17 protein-coding genes are annotated in these 16,933 nt (G+C 41.1%); all 17 read left to right on the top strand.

What is annotated here, in order from left to right:
• Positions 1-3 precede the first annotated feature (3 nt).
• Positions 4-1,407 carry a polysaccharide biosynthesis tyrosine autokinase gene (locus I2G42_RS08340; protein WP_055227919.1) on the top strand — a complete coding sequence of 468 codons (1,404 nt, stop codon included), beginning with the start codon at positions 4-6 and terminating at the stop codon, positions 1,405-1,407.
• The gene (locus I2G42_RS08345) at positions 1,361-2,926 is read left to right on the top strand and encodes a polysaccharide biosynthesis tyrosine autokinase (protein WP_207741847.1); all 1,566 of its coding nucleotides are present in this window, start codon (positions 1,361-1,363) and stop codon (positions 2,924-2,926) included. Before I2G42_RS08340 ends, I2G42_RS08345 begins: the two co-directional genes overlap by 47 nt.
• Positions 2,923-3,546, top strand: a complete 624-nt coding sequence (locus I2G42_RS08350; protein ID WP_055227921.1) for a sugar transferase — start codon at positions 2,923-2,925, stop codon at positions 3,544-3,546. The genes I2G42_RS08345 and I2G42_RS08350 overlap by 4 nt, the downstream gene beginning before the upstream one ends.
• A 180-nt stretch (positions 3,547-3,726) precedes the next feature.
• Positions 3,727-4,041, top strand: a complete 315-nt coding sequence (locus I2G42_RS16250; protein WP_207741849.1) for a glycosyltransferase — start codon at positions 3,727-3,729, stop codon at positions 4,039-4,041.
• A 99-nt stretch (positions 4,042-4,140) separates the two neighbouring features.
• Positions 4,141-4,827: a glycosyltransferase gene (locus I2G42_RS16255; RefSeq protein WP_330611293.1), complete on the top strand. Its 687-nt coding sequence runs from the start codon at positions 4,141-4,143 to the stop codon at positions 4,825-4,827.
• Between the two features lie 118 nt (positions 4,828-4,945).
• Positions 4,946-5,962 (top strand): EpsG family protein, encoded by a 1,017-nt coding sequence (locus I2G42_RS08360; protein WP_167622839.1) that lies wholly within the window; start codon positions 4,946-4,948, stop codon positions 5,960-5,962.
• The gene (locus I2G42_RS08365) at positions 5,959-6,789 is read left to right on the top strand and encodes a glycosyltransferase family 2 protein (protein ID WP_055227923.1); all 831 of its coding nucleotides are present in this window, start codon (positions 5,959-5,961) and stop codon (positions 6,787-6,789) included. Before I2G42_RS08360 ends, I2G42_RS08365 begins: the two co-directional genes overlap by 4 nt.
• A 26-nt stretch (positions 6,790-6,815) precedes the next feature.
• Positions 6,816-7,514: a glycosyltransferase family 32 protein gene (locus I2G42_RS08370; RefSeq protein WP_055227924.1), complete on the top strand. Its 699-nt coding sequence runs from the start codon at positions 6,816-6,818 to the stop codon at positions 7,512-7,514.
• Positions 7,511-8,710, top strand: coding sequence for a glycosyltransferase (locus tag I2G42_RS08375; protein ID WP_195530949.1), 1,200 nt, complete (start codon positions 7,511-7,513; stop codon positions 8,708-8,710). The genes I2G42_RS08370 and I2G42_RS08375 overlap by 4 nt, the downstream gene beginning before the upstream one ends.
• 2 nt (positions 8,711-8,712) lie before the next feature.
• On the top strand, positions 8,713-9,819 hold the full coding sequence (locus I2G42_RS08380; protein ID WP_055227926.1) for a polysaccharide pyruvyl transferase family protein: 1,107 nt from the start codon (positions 8,713-8,715) through the stop codon (positions 9,817-9,819).
• On the top strand, positions 9,812-10,828 hold the full coding sequence (locus I2G42_RS08385; protein ID WP_055227927.1) for a glycosyltransferase family 2 protein: 1,017 nt from the start codon (positions 9,812-9,814) through the stop codon (positions 10,826-10,828). Before I2G42_RS08380 ends, I2G42_RS08385 begins: the two co-directional genes overlap by 8 nt.
• 13 nt (positions 10,829-10,841) lie before the next feature.
• Positions 10,842-11,912 (top strand): glycosyltransferase family 2 protein, encoded by a 1,071-nt coding sequence (locus I2G42_RS08390; RefSeq protein WP_055227928.1) that lies wholly within the window; start codon positions 10,842-10,844, stop codon positions 11,910-11,912.
• Positions 11,909-12,688, top strand: coding sequence for a glycosyltransferase family 32 protein (locus I2G42_RS08395; protein ID WP_055227929.1), 780 nt, complete (start codon positions 11,909-11,911; stop codon positions 12,686-12,688). The genes I2G42_RS08390 and I2G42_RS08395 overlap by 4 nt, the downstream gene beginning before the upstream one ends.
• A 3-nt stretch (positions 12,689-12,691) precedes the next feature.
• Positions 12,692-13,684 carry a glycosyltransferase family 2 protein gene (locus I2G42_RS08400; protein ID WP_055227930.1) on the top strand — a complete coding sequence of 331 codons (993 nt, stop codon included), beginning with the start codon at positions 12,692-12,694 and terminating at the stop codon, positions 13,682-13,684.
• Positions 13,671-14,822, top strand: coding sequence for a glycosyltransferase WbsX family protein (locus I2G42_RS08405; protein ID WP_055227931.1), 1,152 nt, complete (start codon positions 13,671-13,673; stop codon positions 14,820-14,822). Before I2G42_RS08400 ends, I2G42_RS08405 begins: the two co-directional genes overlap by 14 nt.
• A 12-nt stretch (positions 14,823-14,834) precedes the next feature.
• Complete coding sequence (locus I2G42_RS08410) at positions 14,835-16,046, top strand: Coenzyme F420 hydrogenase/dehydrogenase, beta subunit C-terminal domain (RefSeq protein ID WP_055227932.1); 1,212 nt, start codon at positions 14,835-14,837, stop codon at positions 16,044-16,046.
• Between the two features lie 16 nt (positions 16,047-16,062).
• Positions 16,063-16,932, top strand: a complete 870-nt coding sequence (locus tag I2G42_RS08415; protein WP_055227933.1) for an ABC transporter permease — start codon at positions 16,063-16,065, stop codon at positions 16,930-16,932.
• Position 16,933: the final 1 nt, after the last annotated feature.

Below are 16,933 nucleotides of genomic sequence, written 5' to 3' on the forward strand. Positions count from 1 at the left end.
CAGATGGGAGAATACGACAGAACAGGAAACGGACAGAACGGCGAAGCAGACTGGGATCTTCGGAGCATTCTGTGTGATATGGCAAAAAACTGGTGGATCATCCTTCTGATTGCCTGTTCGGCGGCGATGATAACCTACACGGTGCTGACGGCAGTCCATCGGGATCAGTACACGGTGAAAACCACGTTTGCCGTGATGGGGCGCGGCGAGAATGCAAATGCAGCATCGAGCCTTTCTTCGACGTATGAGATGACGCAGAAATTTCAGGCGATTCTGGAAAACAATATTTTAAAGAAAAAAGTGATGGAGGAGCTGGGATGCTCATCCTTTCCGGCGGACATGAGCGCTTCAATTGTGCCGGAATCCAATTTAATGGAGCTTTCCGTGACAGCCGATTCGCCGGAAACAGCCTTTCGGGTACTGCGGTCGGTGCTGAAGAATTACACAACCATTTCAGATTATATTATTCCCAATGTAGTATTGGAGACACTGCAGCAGCCGCAGGTTTCCGGCAATCCGTCGAACCGGATTCCGACGGAAAAGTACGCTGCAATGGCATTTCTGGCGGCCGCGCTTGGTACGGCGGCGCTGGTGGGCTTCTTTTCCTTTCTGCGGGATACCGTCAAAAATGAAACGGAATTTGGCCGCAAGATTGATGCGGATCTGCTGGGAACCGTGTACCATGAAAAAAAGAGGAAAAACAGCTCCATGCTGATCACGAATCCGGCGCGGAGCTTTCCCTATGTGGAATCCCTGAAGCGCATTGCTTCCCGTGTGCGCGGAAGACTCGACCGGAGAGGGGGAAAAGTGCTGCTGGTGACCAGTGTGGCGGAAAATGAAGGAAAGTCGACGCTTGCCGCCAATCTGGCGCTTGCCCTTTCAGAGGAACAGAACCGTGTCCTTCTTCTGGACTGTGATTTTCGTCAGCCGGCGCTGTATAAGATTTTTGAACTTCCGCAAAAGGCCGGAAAAGATTTCGGACAGGTAGCAGCCGGAAAGGAGCCGGCGTCCAGCGTTTTTGAAAAATATAAGGATACGAATGTTTACATGGGCATCTGCCGGGAACGGCTGGAGGAACCGTCGGAAGCAGTCGGCGGTGAAATTTTCCGGCGGATTCTGGATATGTGCCGGACAAACATGGATTATATTATTCTGGATACGCCGCCGATGGGCGCGGCCGCGGATGCGGAGGAGCTTGTGGAGCTGGCTGATGGTGCGGTTCTTGCCGTTCGGCAGGACGGCGTGCTGACACGGGACATCAACGATGCCATCGACGCGCTGAACCAGAAAGAAGAAAAGGTCATCGGCTGTGTGTTCGGCAATGTTTATCCGGGATTCGGCGAGCGGATCGGAGGCAGCTATGGTTACGGTTACGGATACGGCGCCTATAGCAGGGCAGAACGATGAGAGGGAGCAAAAGAGCATGAACAGAGAAACGTATGAAACCTATTCCGCAGCGGAACCAGAGAAAATAGATCTGATCGCCTTTCTGGCGGAGTATTTCCAGGCGTTCCAGAAATTTTTCTTTGGTGTGCTGGCACTTGTAATCCTTGCAGGAGGCGGCTCCTTTCTGACGGCAAAGCTGCGGTATCAGCCGGTCTATGAGGCATATACATCGTTCGTGGTCGGATCGAACCGTGCGGTCGGTTATTCTTATTACGATAATGTAACGGCAGAGCAGCTTGGAAAGACCTTTCCGTATCTTGTGACAAGCGGCGTACTGAAGGATGTTGTAGCGCGGGATCTTGGAATCGGGGCGGTGACATCAGAAATTCAGGCGAGCGTGATGGAAAATACCAATCTTTTTACTATCCGTGTGCGGGACGCGTCACCGGAGACGGCGTATCGGGTGATGAAATCCGTTATCACGAATTATCCGGAGGTGGCAGAGTATATCATTGGTGCGACGACACTGACGGTGGTGGATGAAAGCGGTGTTCCGGCAGTGCCGGTTAACAGCCAGGATGCGTTGCGGGCCGGCACGTATGGTGCAGCAGCAGGACTTGCAGCGGCCTTCCTGCTGCTGTTCCTCTATGTGAGAACAAGAAAAACCATCCATTGGGCGGATGATATTAAGAAGCTGACGAATGCGGCATTCCTTGGAAATCTGCCGCAGGCGAAGATCAAAAAAAGAAGCAGCGTAAAGGAACAGACCATTACCATCTGCAATCCAAAAGTGCCGGATGCCTTCAAAGAGGCGGTGCAGCTGATCCGGACAAGGATGGAGAACAGAATAATCGGAAAAAGTGACTGTCCGGTCCTTCTTGTGACGAGTGCCGTGCCGGGGGAGGGAAAGACGACGGTTGCCGTGAACCTGGCGGAGGCGTTTGCGAAGAAGAAATACCGCGTAGTACTGCTGGACGGAGATCTGCGGAATCCTTCGGTGATGAAGTGTATGGGATTGATCGGACGGAAAGAGCGTGGAATTGCTGCCGTGCTGAAGGGACAGATGGATTGGGAGGAGGCACTTACCGACTGCCGGGATCTGACGCTGAAAATCCTGCCGGGAGCGGGAAGCACGCAGAATCCTGCAGGGCTGCTGCGCTCGGTACGGATGAAGACCATGATCGAAAGCCTGAAAGAAGAGGCCGATCTTCTGATCATCGACACGCCGCCGTGCGGAGTGCTTTCGGATGCGGCACTGTTCGGCGGAATTGCCGACGGAGCAGTTCTCGTGGTACATCAGGGAACAACGAAAGACCGGGAAGTCCGGCGCGCGCTGGAATTTTTCGAGGATTCGCAGGTTCCGGTCTGCGGCTATGTGCTGAACGGCGTGCAGGAGGGCACGACGGGCTACGGATACAGCAGCTATGGCGGCTACGGGTATGGAAAATATGGTTACGGTTACGGAAAGTACGGCTATGGGAAAGAGAAGGAACGCCGGAACAGTGACCGGACAGCAAGGGAGCAGGGAGGAAAAGCATGAGGGAGAAGAAAAAAGAAGTTTATCAAAAGTATCTGAAAAATCTGTTGGACCGTCTGCTGGCGCTTGTGGGAACGGCAGCATTATCGTGGCTGCTGCTGGGAGTCGGCATTGCAGTCCGCCTGGATTCTCCGGGACCGGTGCTGTTCCGGCAGAAGCGGGTGGGCCGGAACGGGCAGTATTTTTGCATATACAAGTTCCGCACGATGCGCATCGACACGCCGCATGATATGCCGACACATCTGCTGAATCATCCCGATCTCTTTATCACAAGAGTCGGACGCTTTCTCAGGAAAACATCCCTCGATGAGCTGCCGCAGCTCTTCAATATTTTAAAAGGCGACATGGCGCTCGTCGGTCCGCGTCCGGCGCTCTGGAATCAGGAGGATCTGATCTCTGAGCGGGAGCGGTACGGCGCAAACAGTGTCCGTCCGGGCCTCACCGGCTGGGCACAGATCCATGGGCGGGATGAACTTCCGATCCGGGAGAAAGCGGAACTGGACGGATATTATGTGCATCACATTGCATTAGGAATGGATCTCGAATGCCTCTGTAAGACAGCCGGCGCGGTACTGCGGCAGGATGGAATTCATGAGGGAATGATGGAAAACAGATGGCAGTAAATGGGGAAGAGAGAAGAAAAAAGTAAAAGCAAAGTGGATGCTGTCGAAAACGAAAGAAAATTACTGGAAAATAATGAGAAAAGTAATTGCATATTAATGGGAAGATGATATAATTTGCAAAAGAAATAATGAAATAAGTAATTAAATGATGCGGGATATTACATGAAACGGGAAAGAGCAATGAAAAAACGACTTCTGATTGTAACAAACCATTCGTATATGTTCTGGCAGTTTCGAAGAGAACTGGCGGAAGCATTGCAGAAAGAGTATGAAGTGATTCTGGCGATGCCATTTGTCGGGCATGAAGAAGATTTCCAGAACATGGGAATCCAGTGCATTCCAATATCCATGAACCGCCGTGGGGTGAATCCATTTACGGAAGCAAAGCTGCTATGGGATTATGAGCGTCTGCTGAAAAAAGTGAAACCAGATCTTATACTCACCTATTCCATAAAACCGAATATCTACATAGGCCTGCTCAGCGGCCAAAAGTAAATTCCGTATTATGCCAATGTACAGGGGTTGGGAACAGCATTTCAAAAACCAGTCTTAACTGGGCTTGTTACAATTTTATATCGAAAAGCGTTCCAAAAAGTGAAATACGTCTTTTTTGAAAACAAAGAAAATGCCAGTGAATTTTGTAAAAGAAAAATCATATCCGCCGATCGCCAGATCGTCCTGGCCGGGGCAGGAATTAATCTGGAAAGATACAAAATGCAGCCTTATCCGAAGCACACACGAATCCATTTCCTGTATCTTGGACGAATTATGAAAGAAAAAGGAATCGACGAACTGTTTTATGCCGTCCGGCATCTGAAAAAAGAAAACGAAAACTTTGTCCTTGATCTGGTTGGTTTTTTTGAAGATGAATACAAAGAGCAGGTAAAAGAACTGGAAAAACACAGCATCGCCCATTTCTACGGCTTTCAGTCGGATCCACGTCCGTTTTACATAGAAGCAGACTGCGTAGTGCTCCCCAGTTACCATGAGGGAATGAGTAATGTCCTTTTAGAAGCCGCCGCCACAGGCCGCCCAGTCATCACAAGCAATATTCCGGGGTGCAGGGAGAGCGTAGAAAATGGGAAAAGCGGTCTGCTGGTTGAGGTAAAAAATAAAGAGATGCTGTATGACGCAATGAAAGAGATGCTGCATTGCAGCAGAGAAGAACGAGAGCAGATGGGACAGGCGGGGAGAGAGAAGATAGAGAGAGAGTTTCGGAAAGAAGTTGTGGTGGAGAAAACAGTGCAGAGTCTGCGAGAGGATGAAAAAAGAGACTTTTAGTAAAACAAAAGGAGAGATGTGAAAGATGTCCATAACGAACTATTGGTTTCAATTAATTTGGATTTTGACAGCAGGGATAATTTTGACAAGATTTCTGCCGAAAAAGCAGGAGATCGTTATGGGAAGGATCGAAGAAAGATGGCAGATGGCACCGGCGGTGCTGCTGGTGATTCCGTACATAATAGCAGCAGCATTACGATCTGATAATTTTGGAGACACCTATGCATACCGGAGAGTTTTCAGCGAAGCACCGAATAGGATAGCTGAGCTCCCATTCTATCTTCAGGGAATAAAAAAAGATAAAGGTTTTTCCGTTTTCATGGTGGTTTTAAAAAGCTTTATTGGAAATTCACCTGTTTGTTTTTTTCTGATCATAGCTGCAGTACAAATATTATGCATGGCATTTATCTACCGGAAATATAGTGAAAACTATTGGATGAGTATATTTATTTTTGTTGCAGGAACGGATTACATGTCCTGGTGTCAGAATGGTATTCGCCAGTTTTTGGCAATTGCAATTATTATGGCGGGATTTCCATTGCTTCTGAAAAGAAAATATGTATCACTGACAGTAATTATCCTGTTAGGGGCAACGTTCCATGCGTCAGCGCTTCTTATGGTACCGATTATCTTTATTGTGCAGGGGAAAGCATGGAATAAAAAGAGTGTGCTGTGTATTTTAGGATGCATTTTAATACTGATATTTGTAAACAGGTTTACAGATGGGATGAACGATGCGCTGTCAAATACACAGTATTCTAATATGGTAACGGACTGGAAAGAGTGGGAGGATAATGGAACCAATCCAATCAGAGTATTCGTCTATTCTATTCCTATGATTTTTTCTGTGGTTGGAAGCAGGCAGATCAAAGAAGCGGATAACCCGGTAATTAACATTATGACAAACTTCTCAATCCTAACAAGTGGAATTGCAGTTGTATCGATGAAAACTTCCGGTATATTCATAGGACGGCTGATTTCTTATGGATCTGTGTATTCTGCGTCCATTTTGCTTCCCTGGGAAATGGAACATATTTTTACAGAGAATTCGGCGAAAATTATAAAAAGTGCTGCTGTTTTAGGATATATTGGATTCTTTTATTATCAGATGCATTTTATATGGGGGCTTATATGAAAAATCCAGAGATCAGTGTAATTATGGGAATGTATAACTGTGCGGATACGCTGTCAGAAGCAATTGAATCGATTTTAAACCAGACAATGAAAGAATGGGAGTTGATTATGTGCGATGATGGATCATCCGATGCAACGTACGAAGTGGCAGAGCTTTATAGGAAAAGATATCCGGAAAAAATGATCTTACTGAGAAACAGAGAAAACAGGGGACTTAATTATACCTTGAACCGATGTCTGAAAGCGGCCAAAGGAAAGTACATTGCAAGAATGGATGGGGATGATATCTGTCTGCCGGAACGATTTGCGGCTGAATATGAAACATTGGAAACAGAGAAAACAATTTCAATCGTAAGCACAGATATGGGATATTTTGATCAAACAGGAATATGGGGAAAGATAAGTCATCCGGAATATCCAAAGAAAAAGGATTTTCTGTATGGATCTCCGTTTTGCCATGCACCATGTATGGTAAGAAAAGAAGCATACGATGCAGTGGCTGGATACACAGAGAAAAAAAGTATTTTACGGGTAGAAGATTATCATTTATGGATAAAAATATATGAGGCGGGATACAGAGGTAAAAATATTCCAAAACAGCTTTATCTCATGCGGGATGACAGAGCAGCATATAAGAGAAGAAAGCTTCGATACAGAATAAATGAGGCCTACGTAAAAGGAATAGCGGTCCGAAAACTGGGGCTGCCGATAAGCGGATACCTATATACGATGCGGCCAATTCTTGTGGGAATTTTGCCAGAGAAAGTCTATGACTATTTTCATAAAAGAAAATTAGAAAGCAATGCAGGAATGATAGCCAGTGAATAAAAGATGTGATAGAAAGGGATGGATACATGATACCGAAGAAAATACATTATTGTTGGTTTGGGAAAGGGAAGAAATCCCGATTAGCTTTAAAGTGCATAGAAAGCTGGCATCAGTATTGCCCGGACTATGAAATGATCGAATGGAATGAAGAAAATTTTGACATAGACATGAATGGATATACACGAATGTGCTATGCGGAAAAAAAGTATGCATATTTAAGCGATTATGTCAGACTTTGGGCGGTGGAAAAATATGGAGGCATCTATTTGGATACAGACGTGGAAGTGATTCGGCCACTGGAAAAGCTATTGCAGGAAGATGCATATTTCGGATTTGAAAATAAGCGGTATGTAAATACGGGACTGGGCTTTGGGTCCATTGCGCATGGAACAGTAATTCAGGCGATGCTGAAAGAATATGATGCACTGCTGGATGGAAAAAATGGAGTAAAAATGTGTCCGGAACTGAATACAAAAGCATTGACAGCATTAGGCTTAAAACAGAATGGGCAGAAGCAAAAAATATGGGAAGCGGCAGTATATCCGGTGAATGTTTTGAATCCATATGACAGTGCAACGGGAAAGCTGGAAAAAACAGCAGATACGTTTTCTATTCACTGGTATGCGGCATCCTGGTTGAACAGGACACAAAAATTGCGAGGGAAGATAACAAGACCGATTCATAGGATTTGGGGAGTAGATGTATTTAAGAGGTTTCGAATATGAAGAGAACAATGTTACTTGTATCACATGCGTTGGAATTGGGTGGTGCGGAAAGAAGTCTGATAGGATTTTTAGAAGCACTGGATGAAAGCAAATGGGAAATAGATCTTTTTTTGCTTCGTCAGGAAGGAGAATTAATGGATGCGATTCCGGATAAAGTCCATCTGCTTCCGCAAAAAGCTGCGTATACAGTTTTGGCGCACCCAATGAAGGCAACTTTAAAAGAGGGACATGTTTTATTAACAATGGCAAGGCTATATGGAAAAACAGCGGCAGCGATTTATGATCATAAGCATAATTACCGAGACAGTGATGTGAATTTAGAATATAGCCATAAATATACCAGTCCTTTTATGCCGCGAATACAACCCCAAAAGGAGTATGATCTGGCGGTAAGTTTTCTGACACCACATTATATTGTGACGAAGAAAGTAAATGCTAAGAAAAAGATCGCATGGATCCATACGGACTATTCCCAGGTGCAGATTGATATTTTATCCGAAACAAAAATGTGGAAGGCATATGATTATATCACATCTATCTCAGAGGCAGTTACAAAAGAATTTTTGAAGAAATTTCCTACATTAAAAAATAGAATGATATTGATAAAAAATATTTTGCCGGAACAGCTCATCAAAAGACAGGCAGAAAGTTTTTCAGTGGAAAAAGAAATGAATGCATCGGGGATAAAAATATTGTCAATTGGCAGGTTCTGCTATGCTAAAAATTTTGATAATGTGCCGGATATCTGTCGGCAAATCAGACAGAATGGATTGGAAGTAACCTGGTATTTAATTGGTTTTGGGAAAAATGAAAAGCAAATCCGTAAAAGAATATGTGAGATGGGAATGAAACAATATGTAAAAATTCTGGGGAAAAAAGAGAATCCATATCCATATATCAGGGCGTGTGATGTTTATGTGCAGCCATCAAGATATGAGGGGAATTGTGTAGCTGTAAGGGAAGCTCAAATGCTTGGAAAACCGGTGATTATTACGGGATATCCAACAGCAGAAAGTCAGCTGAGAAACGGAATAGATGGAATCATAGTGCCGCTGGAAAACAGAGCGTGTGGAGAAAAAATCAGTGAAATATTACGGGAACCGAAACGGCTTGAAAAGCTGGTGCAGGAGTGCAGGAAAAAGGATTATTCTAACAGGCAGGAAATCAACAAAATAGAGTGTATTTGCAGAGGATAGAAATGAGAATACGAATTATCACTTGCCATGATGTATATAATGCAGGCGCAAGCTTACAGGCATATGCATTAATGCAATATTTGAAAGACTGCGGTCATGAGGTGAAAATTATTGACTATAAGCCGGACTACCTAAGCAGGCATTATAGTCTGAAAGCGGTAAATAATCCAGAATATGACAGGGCAGGAATTCGAGAGATTTATTTGCTGGTGAAGATGCCAGGAAGAATAAAAAAATTATTCAGTAAAAGAAAATATAGATTTGATGCTTTCCGGAAAAATGCGTTAGAACTGACAGATACAACATATAGAACGTGTGAAGAACTAAAAAATATAGAAGAAGCAGACCTGTATCTGGCAGGGAGCGATCAGATATGGAATCCAATCTTCCCAAATGGAAAAGATCCTGCATTCTTTCTGCAATTTACGGAAAAGGGAAGAAGGGCATCGTATGCGGCGAGTTTTGCAGTTGATGAGTTAAAAGAAGAAGACCGACAGCGTATGAAGAAATGGCTTAAATCCTTTGATGCTGTTTCGGTCAGAGAGCAGACAGGAGCTGCATTGGTGAAGCAAATGGGACTTCAGTCTCAAAGAAATTGTGATCCCGTTTTTTTGCTGAAACAGTGTCAGTGGAAAAAAATACTGCCGGAAACAGAGACGAATAAAAAGTATGTGCTGCTTTATGATTTTGATAAAAACTGCGTGGCAGAGGAAATTGCGGAAAAAATTTCTAAAAAAACAAAAACAGAGATCTGGTCGGTTTTTAAAACAGAAATCTGTGACAAAGTATGTGCAGATATTGGGCCGTTGGAATTTGTAAATTTAATTTTAAATGCGGAAGCTGTAGTTTCTAATTCATTTCATGCAACAGCGTTTGCATTAATTTTCCATAAAGAATTTTTTGTGATCGAAAGAAAAGAACGTATCAATACGCGGATGAATGATTTATTGAAAGTATTTGGAGTGGAGGACAGGAAGATGGATCATGTGAAAAAACTGCAGACAGCAAAAAAGATAAACTGGCAAAGGATCGAGTCCATCCTGCAGAAAGAGAGGAAAGAAGCAGAAGAATATTTAGCGAAAATAACAGGAGAAAAGAAAAATGAATAGGCCGGTAATATCTGTTGTGATCCCCGTTTATAACGTCGAAGCCTACATAGAACGTTGTGTAAACAGCGTGCGGAATCAAACGGTAGAAAATATAGAAATCATATTGATTGATGATGGATCACCGGATCGGAGTCCGGTTTTATGCGATCAATATGCGGAAAAAGATAGAAGAGTGCGAGTGATTCATAAAAAAAATGGAGGACTTGCGTCTGCAAGAAACAGGGGAATAACAGTGGCAACTGGAAAATATATTTTCTTTTTGGACAGTGATGACTGGCTGGAAAAAGACGGACTGCAGCAGCTCTATGAGCTGGCGCAGAAATATCAGGTAGATTTCGTCAGATATAGAGCATTGCGGACAGAATGGCCAGGGCTGGAAAGAAATGTTCCATGTCGGGTGGAAACAGTAAGAGAAATGCAGGGAGGAATTTATGATAGAAAGAGAATTTTACAAGAAATATATCCAAGACTGCTGGCTACGAGGCAATTAACTTTGGGACCTGTTGTTGGGGCATGGGGAGCATTGTACAGAACGGATTTTTTGAAGAAAAATCAGATATTTTTTTTCGAAGAGATTAAGTTTAGTGAAGACATCCTTTTCAGTGCAAAAGTGATTTTATGTACACAAAAATTTTACTATAAAGAAGAAGCCGGAATTTATCATTACTGGTATAATCCAGATTCTATTTCGAAATCATTTCGAGAGGGAAGATGGGAATCGTGTAAGAAAATAATAGAACATGCAGAGATAGAATTCAAAAATAGAAAAGAGTATTGTTTTGAGCAGCAATTGAACTGGCTGACATGGTTTGTTATATTAGTTGGACTGAAGGAAAGAGGTAAAATGACAGACAGGAGGGAGCGAAAAGTGTACTGTAAGAAACTGTTGAATGATCCTGTAGTGAGAAAATGTCCATTAAAAATACAGGAACTTGATGTGCCCGAAAAACAAAAAATATTGTTGTATATGATAAAGAAAAACTGGTGGTGGATATTCAGCCTGATTTAAAGGGAGGTTGAAAATGCTTTTTAAAAGAATAGCGGCATGGATTGCTTATGAAATACGGGAAGAAAAGATTACACTTTCTTCACAGGATGCGAAGAGAATACTGATGGATGTTGCACCGCCCGTGTCGCCGGATGTATTTTCTGAAAACAGGAGCAGAGAGATTCGATATGATCTCACGATTATAGTGCCTGTATATAACTCGGAAAACTGGCTGAAGGAATGTATGGAGTCGATCGTCCTGCAAAAAACAAAATATTCCTTTCAGATAATTGCCATTGACGATGGATCGACGGATCGAAGCGGGCAAATTTTAAATCAATACATAAAAAATCCATGTGTAGAAGTTATTCGGCAGGAGAATAAAGGGTATTCGGGTGCAAGAAATGCAGGACTTGAAAGAGTAAAAAGCAAATACATTATGTTTGTTGATTCGGATGATGTTTTATTACCGAATGCAATAGAGTGTTTGCTGTCAAAAGCGTATCTGGAAGATGCGGATATTGTAGAGGGAAATGGCTATCGCTTTGATAAAAATGGTTTTCTAGGAATGATAAAAAAAGAACATTTGCCAAAAGAAAGAAATCAATATTGGGGAGGCCCCTGTTTAAAGGTGATGAAAGCAAAACTGTGGGAAGGATTGAAATTTCCGGAGGGCTATTGGTATGAGGATGCAATTATCGGAGCTGTGATTTTTCCAATGGCGAATAAAGTGGATTGTTTGTCTGATGTAGTGTATGCATATCGAATTCATGGAGAGAGTATTACACAGAAGCATGATGAAAATCCAAAAAGAGTAGATTCTTATTGGATTATGCTGTTAATGGCTGAGATTCAAAAGAAAATGGAGATTCCTTTTGACTACGAGAATTATCAAAGGGTAATGAGACAGATTGTATTTACCTGCCGGAGGATTGTTATGCTGCCGGAAAAAATAAAAAAGGCTGTATTTGCAGGGGAATGTGAATTTGTCTGTACCAACTTTAAAGAGTATCTGAAGAAAAAGGACAGATATTATTTTCTTGCAAAAGCAATTTTAAATAAAGATTATAAAAAATATTCTATTTATTGCCAGGAGTTTATATGATACCGAAAAAAATTCATTATTGTTGGTTTGGGGAAAACGAAAAACCATTGCTGGTGATCCAATGTATCAAGAGCTGGCAGAAATATTGTCCGGGTTATGAAATTATGGAATGGAACAGCAATAATTATGATGTTCATAAAAATAAATATATGGAGCAGGCGTATCAGGCAAAACGCTGGGGATTTGTATCCGATTATGCCAGACTGGATATTATTTATCAGTATGGAGGAATCTATCTGGATACGGATGTCGAACTAATTCGATCACTGGATGATTTGTTAGAGACAGATGGCTATATCGGATTTGAGAAGAAAGCGGATGAAGAAGGTAATGAAGTTTATGTGAATACGGGACAGGGGTTTGGTGCATCTGCTTTTCATCCGGTCGTGAAGGCAATGCTGGACATTTATAAAGAGATTGATTTTGTTGAGCAGGAAAAAGAAAATTTAAAAACGTGTCCTTATTATAACACAGCGGCACTGGTAAAACTGGGAATGAAGAAAGAAAATGTGGAACAGGAAATTTGTAAGTTTCATATTTATCCAGCAGAGTATTTCTGCCCGATCAATTGGAAAAGTCATAAGTGTGAATTGACAGATAATACATATTCGATTCATCATTTTGAAGCATCATGGCTTACAGAAAAAGAAAAGAAAAAAAGAAAATATCTAAGAAATATGGACTGTATGATTCATCTGCCGAACAGAATATGCAGAAGTATTTTAGGAAAAGAGAGGTATGAGAGCATAAAGGAAAAAATAAAAGGGAAAGGATAGCGTATGGATGTTTCAATTATTATTGTTAATTACAATTCCATAGACTTAACAATCGATTGTGTCAATTCAATATTTCAACAAACTGCGGATGTAGAATTTGAAATTGTTATCGTGGATAATGCATCAAAGAACAAAGAAGCAGAAAGATTACAGGAGAAATTTGAAAACAGAGTTAAGATGATAGATGCAAAAACAAATCTTGGATTTGGAAAAGCGAACAATCTGGGAACAAAATACGCAGCGGGGGATTATGTATTCTTTCTTAATCCGGACACAGTTTTGATGAATAATGCAGTAAAAATTTTATGGGAAGAGATGAAAAACAATCCAGATATGGGATGTATAGGCGGAAATTTGTATACACCAGAGAGAATGCCGTGTCCGTCTTTTTGCTTAAAGTTTGATGATTTGTGTACGGAAAAGAGATATGCATCCTGGCGGTATTTGATGCTGTCAAAAGCAAAACAAAAATTATACAGAAAACATCCTGCATTGCAGATACGAAGAAAAGATTTTAATGATACCAATCAAAAGATAGAAGCTGCCTATATATTTGGGGCAGACATGATGATGAAGAAAAAATTCTTTGAACAATTAAAAGGATTTGATGAGGATTTTTTTATGTATGCCGAGGAGGAAGAACTGTCCTGGAGAATTAAAAAAAGAGGTAAAAAAATTTATAATATACCACAGGCAAAAATTATTCACCTGGAGGGAGCAACCTTAGATAAACAGCATGATTTTAATGAAAAACAATTTAAACTTCGAATAAATGGAACGATGACGTATTTCTGGAAACGATATGGGAGAGAAGGCATATATCAATTTTATAAATTTCGTGCATTAAGATATCAGAGACTCAAAAAAATTGCTGAGATTCAGAAGAAAAGCGATGTGAGCTTTCAGTTTGAAACTCGTTTGAGATGTCTTTTGGAATGTTTTGAAAAAATCATGGAAAAAACAGAAGGTGAGGGGAAGAAAAATGGCAGAAGTTAAAGATGGGAAAGGAGTTAAGCTGATTGCATTTTACCTGCCTCAGTTTCATGCAATACCATTAAATGACCAATGCTGGGGTGAGGGGTTTACCGAATGGACAAATGTACGAAAAGCACAAGCATTATTTTCCGGACATGATCAGCCCAAAATCCCACTGGACCTTAACTATTATGATTTAATGGATGATCAGGTAAAGATCTGGCAGAGTAATCTGGCAAAAAAATATGGGATTTTCGGATTTTGCTATTATCATTATTGGTTTAAACATGGTGAGAAGTTGTTGGAAAAACCGGCGGAACAAATGCTGAAAAACAAAAAAATAGAGATCCCATTTTGCTTTTGCTGGGCCAATGAAAACTGGAGTAAGAACTGGGATGGTGGAGATCAGGAAATCATCATGGAGCAGGATTATGGCGGAAAAGAAGAGTGGGAACGGCACTTTCAGTATCTGCTGAATTTTTTTCAAGATGAACGATATATAACAGTAGATGGGTGCCCATTGCTCGTTGTTTATAAGCCGGAACAAATGATCGATATTTATAAGATGGCATCGTATTTTAGAAGAAGAGCAAAAGAAGAAGGCTTTCCGGATTTATGTCTGGCATTTCAATTTCCGGCGTATTATTCAGATATGTATTACAGAAACGATATTTTTGATTATCAAATTGAATTTGAGCCTGTATATTCACGAAATATCGAAAGCCAGGAGCTACCTGGAACAAGCAGAAAAATTTCTTTGATCAGAAAATTTTGTGGAGAGGAAATGGTGTCGTTTTATCGAAAATGTCGAAAGAAGAAAGGAAGAATGTATTGGAAGAAAGAGCAGAGTCTGGGAATGTATTTTTACGATGAGATATGGGATTTGATTTTAAATGCGAAATGGAAGAAAAATTTTTGGCCGGGGTGTTTTGTGGATTGGGATAATACGCCAAGAAATAAACATGGAGTTATGGTCAGTGGATTTTCCGTAGAAAAGTTTGCTGAATATATGAAAATACTGGTACAAAGAGCACGGAAAGAGGAAAAGCCGGTAATATTTATTAATGCATGGAATGAATGGGGAGAAGGTGCTTTTCTGGAACCGGACACAAGATATCAGTATCGAAAGCTTGAAGCAATAAAAGAAGCATTAGAATAGGGAAAAGGGTAAATGAGAAATATAATTTCCGAAAAGAATGAGACAAATTGCTGTGGATGCGGAGCCTGCAGTAAATGCTGCCCCAGACATGCGATTTACATGGAAGAGGATGAAAATGGTTTTGATTATCCTAAAATAGATGAATCGAAGTGTACGGAGTGCGGAAAATGTTTAAAAGTCTGCAGTTTTGAGAAAAAAGAGCAATCACGAAAAGAAACGTATGCGGCACAGGCAAAGGACACTGATCTGGAAGAAAATGCTTCGGGGGGAATCTTTACCGTGCTGGCGCAGGAAGTGCTAAAAAGAAAAGGAATTGTCTATGGATGTGCTATGCTTTATGAAAACCAAAACTTAGTAATAAAACATATCGGGATAGATAAAATAGAGGAACTTTGTAAATTAAAGGGTTCAAAATATGTACAAAGCAATTTGGAAAATGTATATGTTGAAATTAAGCGGCATCTGGAACATAACGAGACTGTGTTGTTTAGTGGAACGCCTTGTCAGATAGCAGGACTGAGAGGATACCTTCAGAGAACGTATGCAAATTTATATACAATAGAAATTATATGTCATGGTGTACCGAGCGCAAAATTATTCCAGAATTATTTAGGATACATAGAATCGAAAGAAGGAAAAAAAATAGCAGGATTTTATTTTCGAGATAAAAGCAGCGGGTGGAAGTTATACGGAAAAATGATATTGGAGAACAGGGATGGAAGTCAGAAAGAAAGATATTTTGAACCGGAAGAAAGCTCCTATTATCAAATGTTTTTAAATGGATACACATACCGGAAGAGCTGCTATTTTTGTCCGTTTGCATCAGAATATCGTCAGGGTGATATTACCATAGGAGATTATTGGGGGATAGAGCTGGTGCACCCGGAATATTTGAAAAAATATGGAGGTGAAATAGAGAAAGAAAAAGGAGTCTCCTGTCTGATTGTGAATAATGATCAGGGAAGGACTATGCTTGCGAAATATGGAAGTAACATTATAAAATATCCGTCATCTTATCAGCGGGCAGCAAAATATAATGCACAGCTGGTACAGCCGTCTGCATTGAAACGGCAGCGGGAGAAAGTAATGAAACTGCAAAAACAGAACTATGCATGTGTGGAACGGTGGTATCAGAAACGAAGAAACAGAATTCTGTTTGTGAGAAAACTTCGTTCCATGATACCGAAAAGAATCAAAATATTTATAAGAAAAATCAAAGTTTAAGGTTAGAGAGAAAAAGATGGAACAACAATTTAAAACAGTTATTACGGCAAATTCAAAATGGATCAATCTTCATTTAAAGGAAACATATGAGTATAGAGACCTGATTTTTTTATTTGTGAGAAGAGATTTTGTTTCAAAATATAAACAGACAATTTTAGGGCCTTTGTGGGCGGTGATACAGCCCCTGTTAACAACCATAGTGTTCACTGTGATTTTTGGTTCACTGGCAAACCTGACTACGCTGGATGTGAAAGCAACAGAAGAAACCGTAATTCCGGCATTTCTGTTCTATATGGCAGGTACGATCTGCTGGAGCTATTTTTCATCGACGGTCAGCAGTACGGCAAACACATTTATAACAAACAGTTCTATTATGGGAAAGGTATATTTTCCAAGGCTGGTATCTCCGGCAGCGTCAACCATATCTAATTTGATTTCCTTCGGTATTCAATTTGCCATGTTTTTGATTTTTTTGCTGTATTTTATATGGAAAGGGAAAATGGAAATTCGATTGTCCGGGTATCTCTTTCTATTTCCAATATTGATCATTCAGATGATGATGCTGGCGATGGGAGTTGGAATTATTGTTTCAGCGCTTACAACAAAATATCGTGATTTGGCGATGCTGATAGGCTTTGGATTACAATTATGGCAGTATGGAACGCCAGTTGCATATGGATTGCGGCTTGTACCTGAAAAATATATGAAGACTTATATGCTGAATCCAATGACACCGATCATCACTTCATTCCGCTATATTTTTTTCGGAACAGGATATTTTCATGCAGGATACTATGGAATGGGGTGGGGAAGCACAATGATCTTATTTGTACTTGGAATTGTGTTATTCAATAAAGTGGAAAGAACATTTATGGATACCATTTAAG

This window comes from Fusicatenibacter saccharivorans (assembly GCF_015557635.1).
Lineage (GTDB): Bacteria > Bacillota > Clostridia > Lachnospirales > Lachnospiraceae > Fusicatenibacter > Fusicatenibacter saccharivorans.

What these genes read in the sequence shown, in the direction of transcription:
- I2G42_RS08345 (WP_207741847.1), top strand. Translation starts at nt 1,361, where the DNA reads ATGGTTACGGTTACGGATACGGCGCCTATAGCAGGGCAGAACGATGAG.
- I2G42_RS08365 (WP_055227923.1), top strand. Translation starts at nt 5,959, where the DNA reads ATGAAAAATCCAGAGATCAGTGTAATTATGGGAATGTATAACTGTGCG.
- I2G42_RS08400 (WP_055227930.1), top strand. Translation starts at nt 12,692, where the DNA reads ATGGATGTTTCAATTATTATTGTTAATTACAATTCCATAGACTTAACA.
- I2G42_RS08415 (WP_055227933.1), top strand. Translation starts at nt 16,063, where the DNA reads ATGGAACAACAATTTAAAACAGTTATTACGGCAAATTCAAAATGGATC.
- I2G42_RS08410 (WP_055227932.1), top strand. Translation starts at nt 14,835, where the DNA reads ATGAGAAATATAATTTCCGAAAAGAATGAGACAAATTGCTGTGGATGC.
- I2G42_RS16250 (WP_207741849.1), top strand. Translation starts at nt 3,727, where the DNA reads ATGAAAAAACGACTTCTGATTGTAACAAACCATTCGTATATGTTCTGG.
- I2G42_RS08380 (WP_055227926.1), top strand. Translation starts at nt 8,713, where the DNA reads ATGAGAATACGAATTATCACTTGCCATGATGTATATAATGCAGGCGCA.
- I2G42_RS08405 (WP_055227931.1), top strand. Translation starts at nt 13,671, where the DNA reads ATGGCAGAAGTTAAAGATGGGAAAGGAGTTAAGCTGATTGCATTTTAC.
- I2G42_RS08340 (WP_055227919.1), top strand. Translation starts at nt 4, where the DNA reads ATGGGAGAATACGACAGAACAGGAAACGGACAGAACGGCGAAGCAGAC.
- I2G42_RS08385 (WP_055227927.1), top strand. Translation starts at nt 9,812, where the DNA reads ATGAATAGGCCGGTAATATCTGTTGTGATCCCCGTTTATAACGTCGAA.
- I2G42_RS08360 (WP_167622839.1), top strand. Translation starts at nt 4,946, where the DNA reads ATGGGAAGGATCGAAGAAAGATGGCAGATGGCACCGGCGGTGCTGCTG.
- I2G42_RS08370 (WP_055227924.1), top strand. Translation starts at nt 6,816, where the DNA reads ATGATACCGAAGAAAATACATTATTGTTGGTTTGGGAAAGGGAAGAAA.
- I2G42_RS08350 (WP_055227921.1), top strand. Translation starts at nt 2,923, where the DNA reads ATGAGGGAGAAGAAAAAAGAAGTTTATCAAAAGTATCTGAAAAATCTG.
- I2G42_RS08375 (WP_195530949.1), top strand. Translation starts at nt 7,511, where the DNA reads ATGAAGAGAACAATGTTACTTGTATCACATGCGTTGGAATTGGGTGGT.
- I2G42_RS08390 (WP_055227928.1), top strand. Translation starts at nt 10,842, where the DNA reads ATGCTTTTTAAAAGAATAGCGGCATGGATTGCTTATGAAATACGGGAA.
- I2G42_RS08395 (WP_055227929.1), top strand. Translation starts at nt 11,909, where the DNA reads ATGATACCGAAAAAAATTCATTATTGTTGGTTTGGGGAAAACGAAAAA.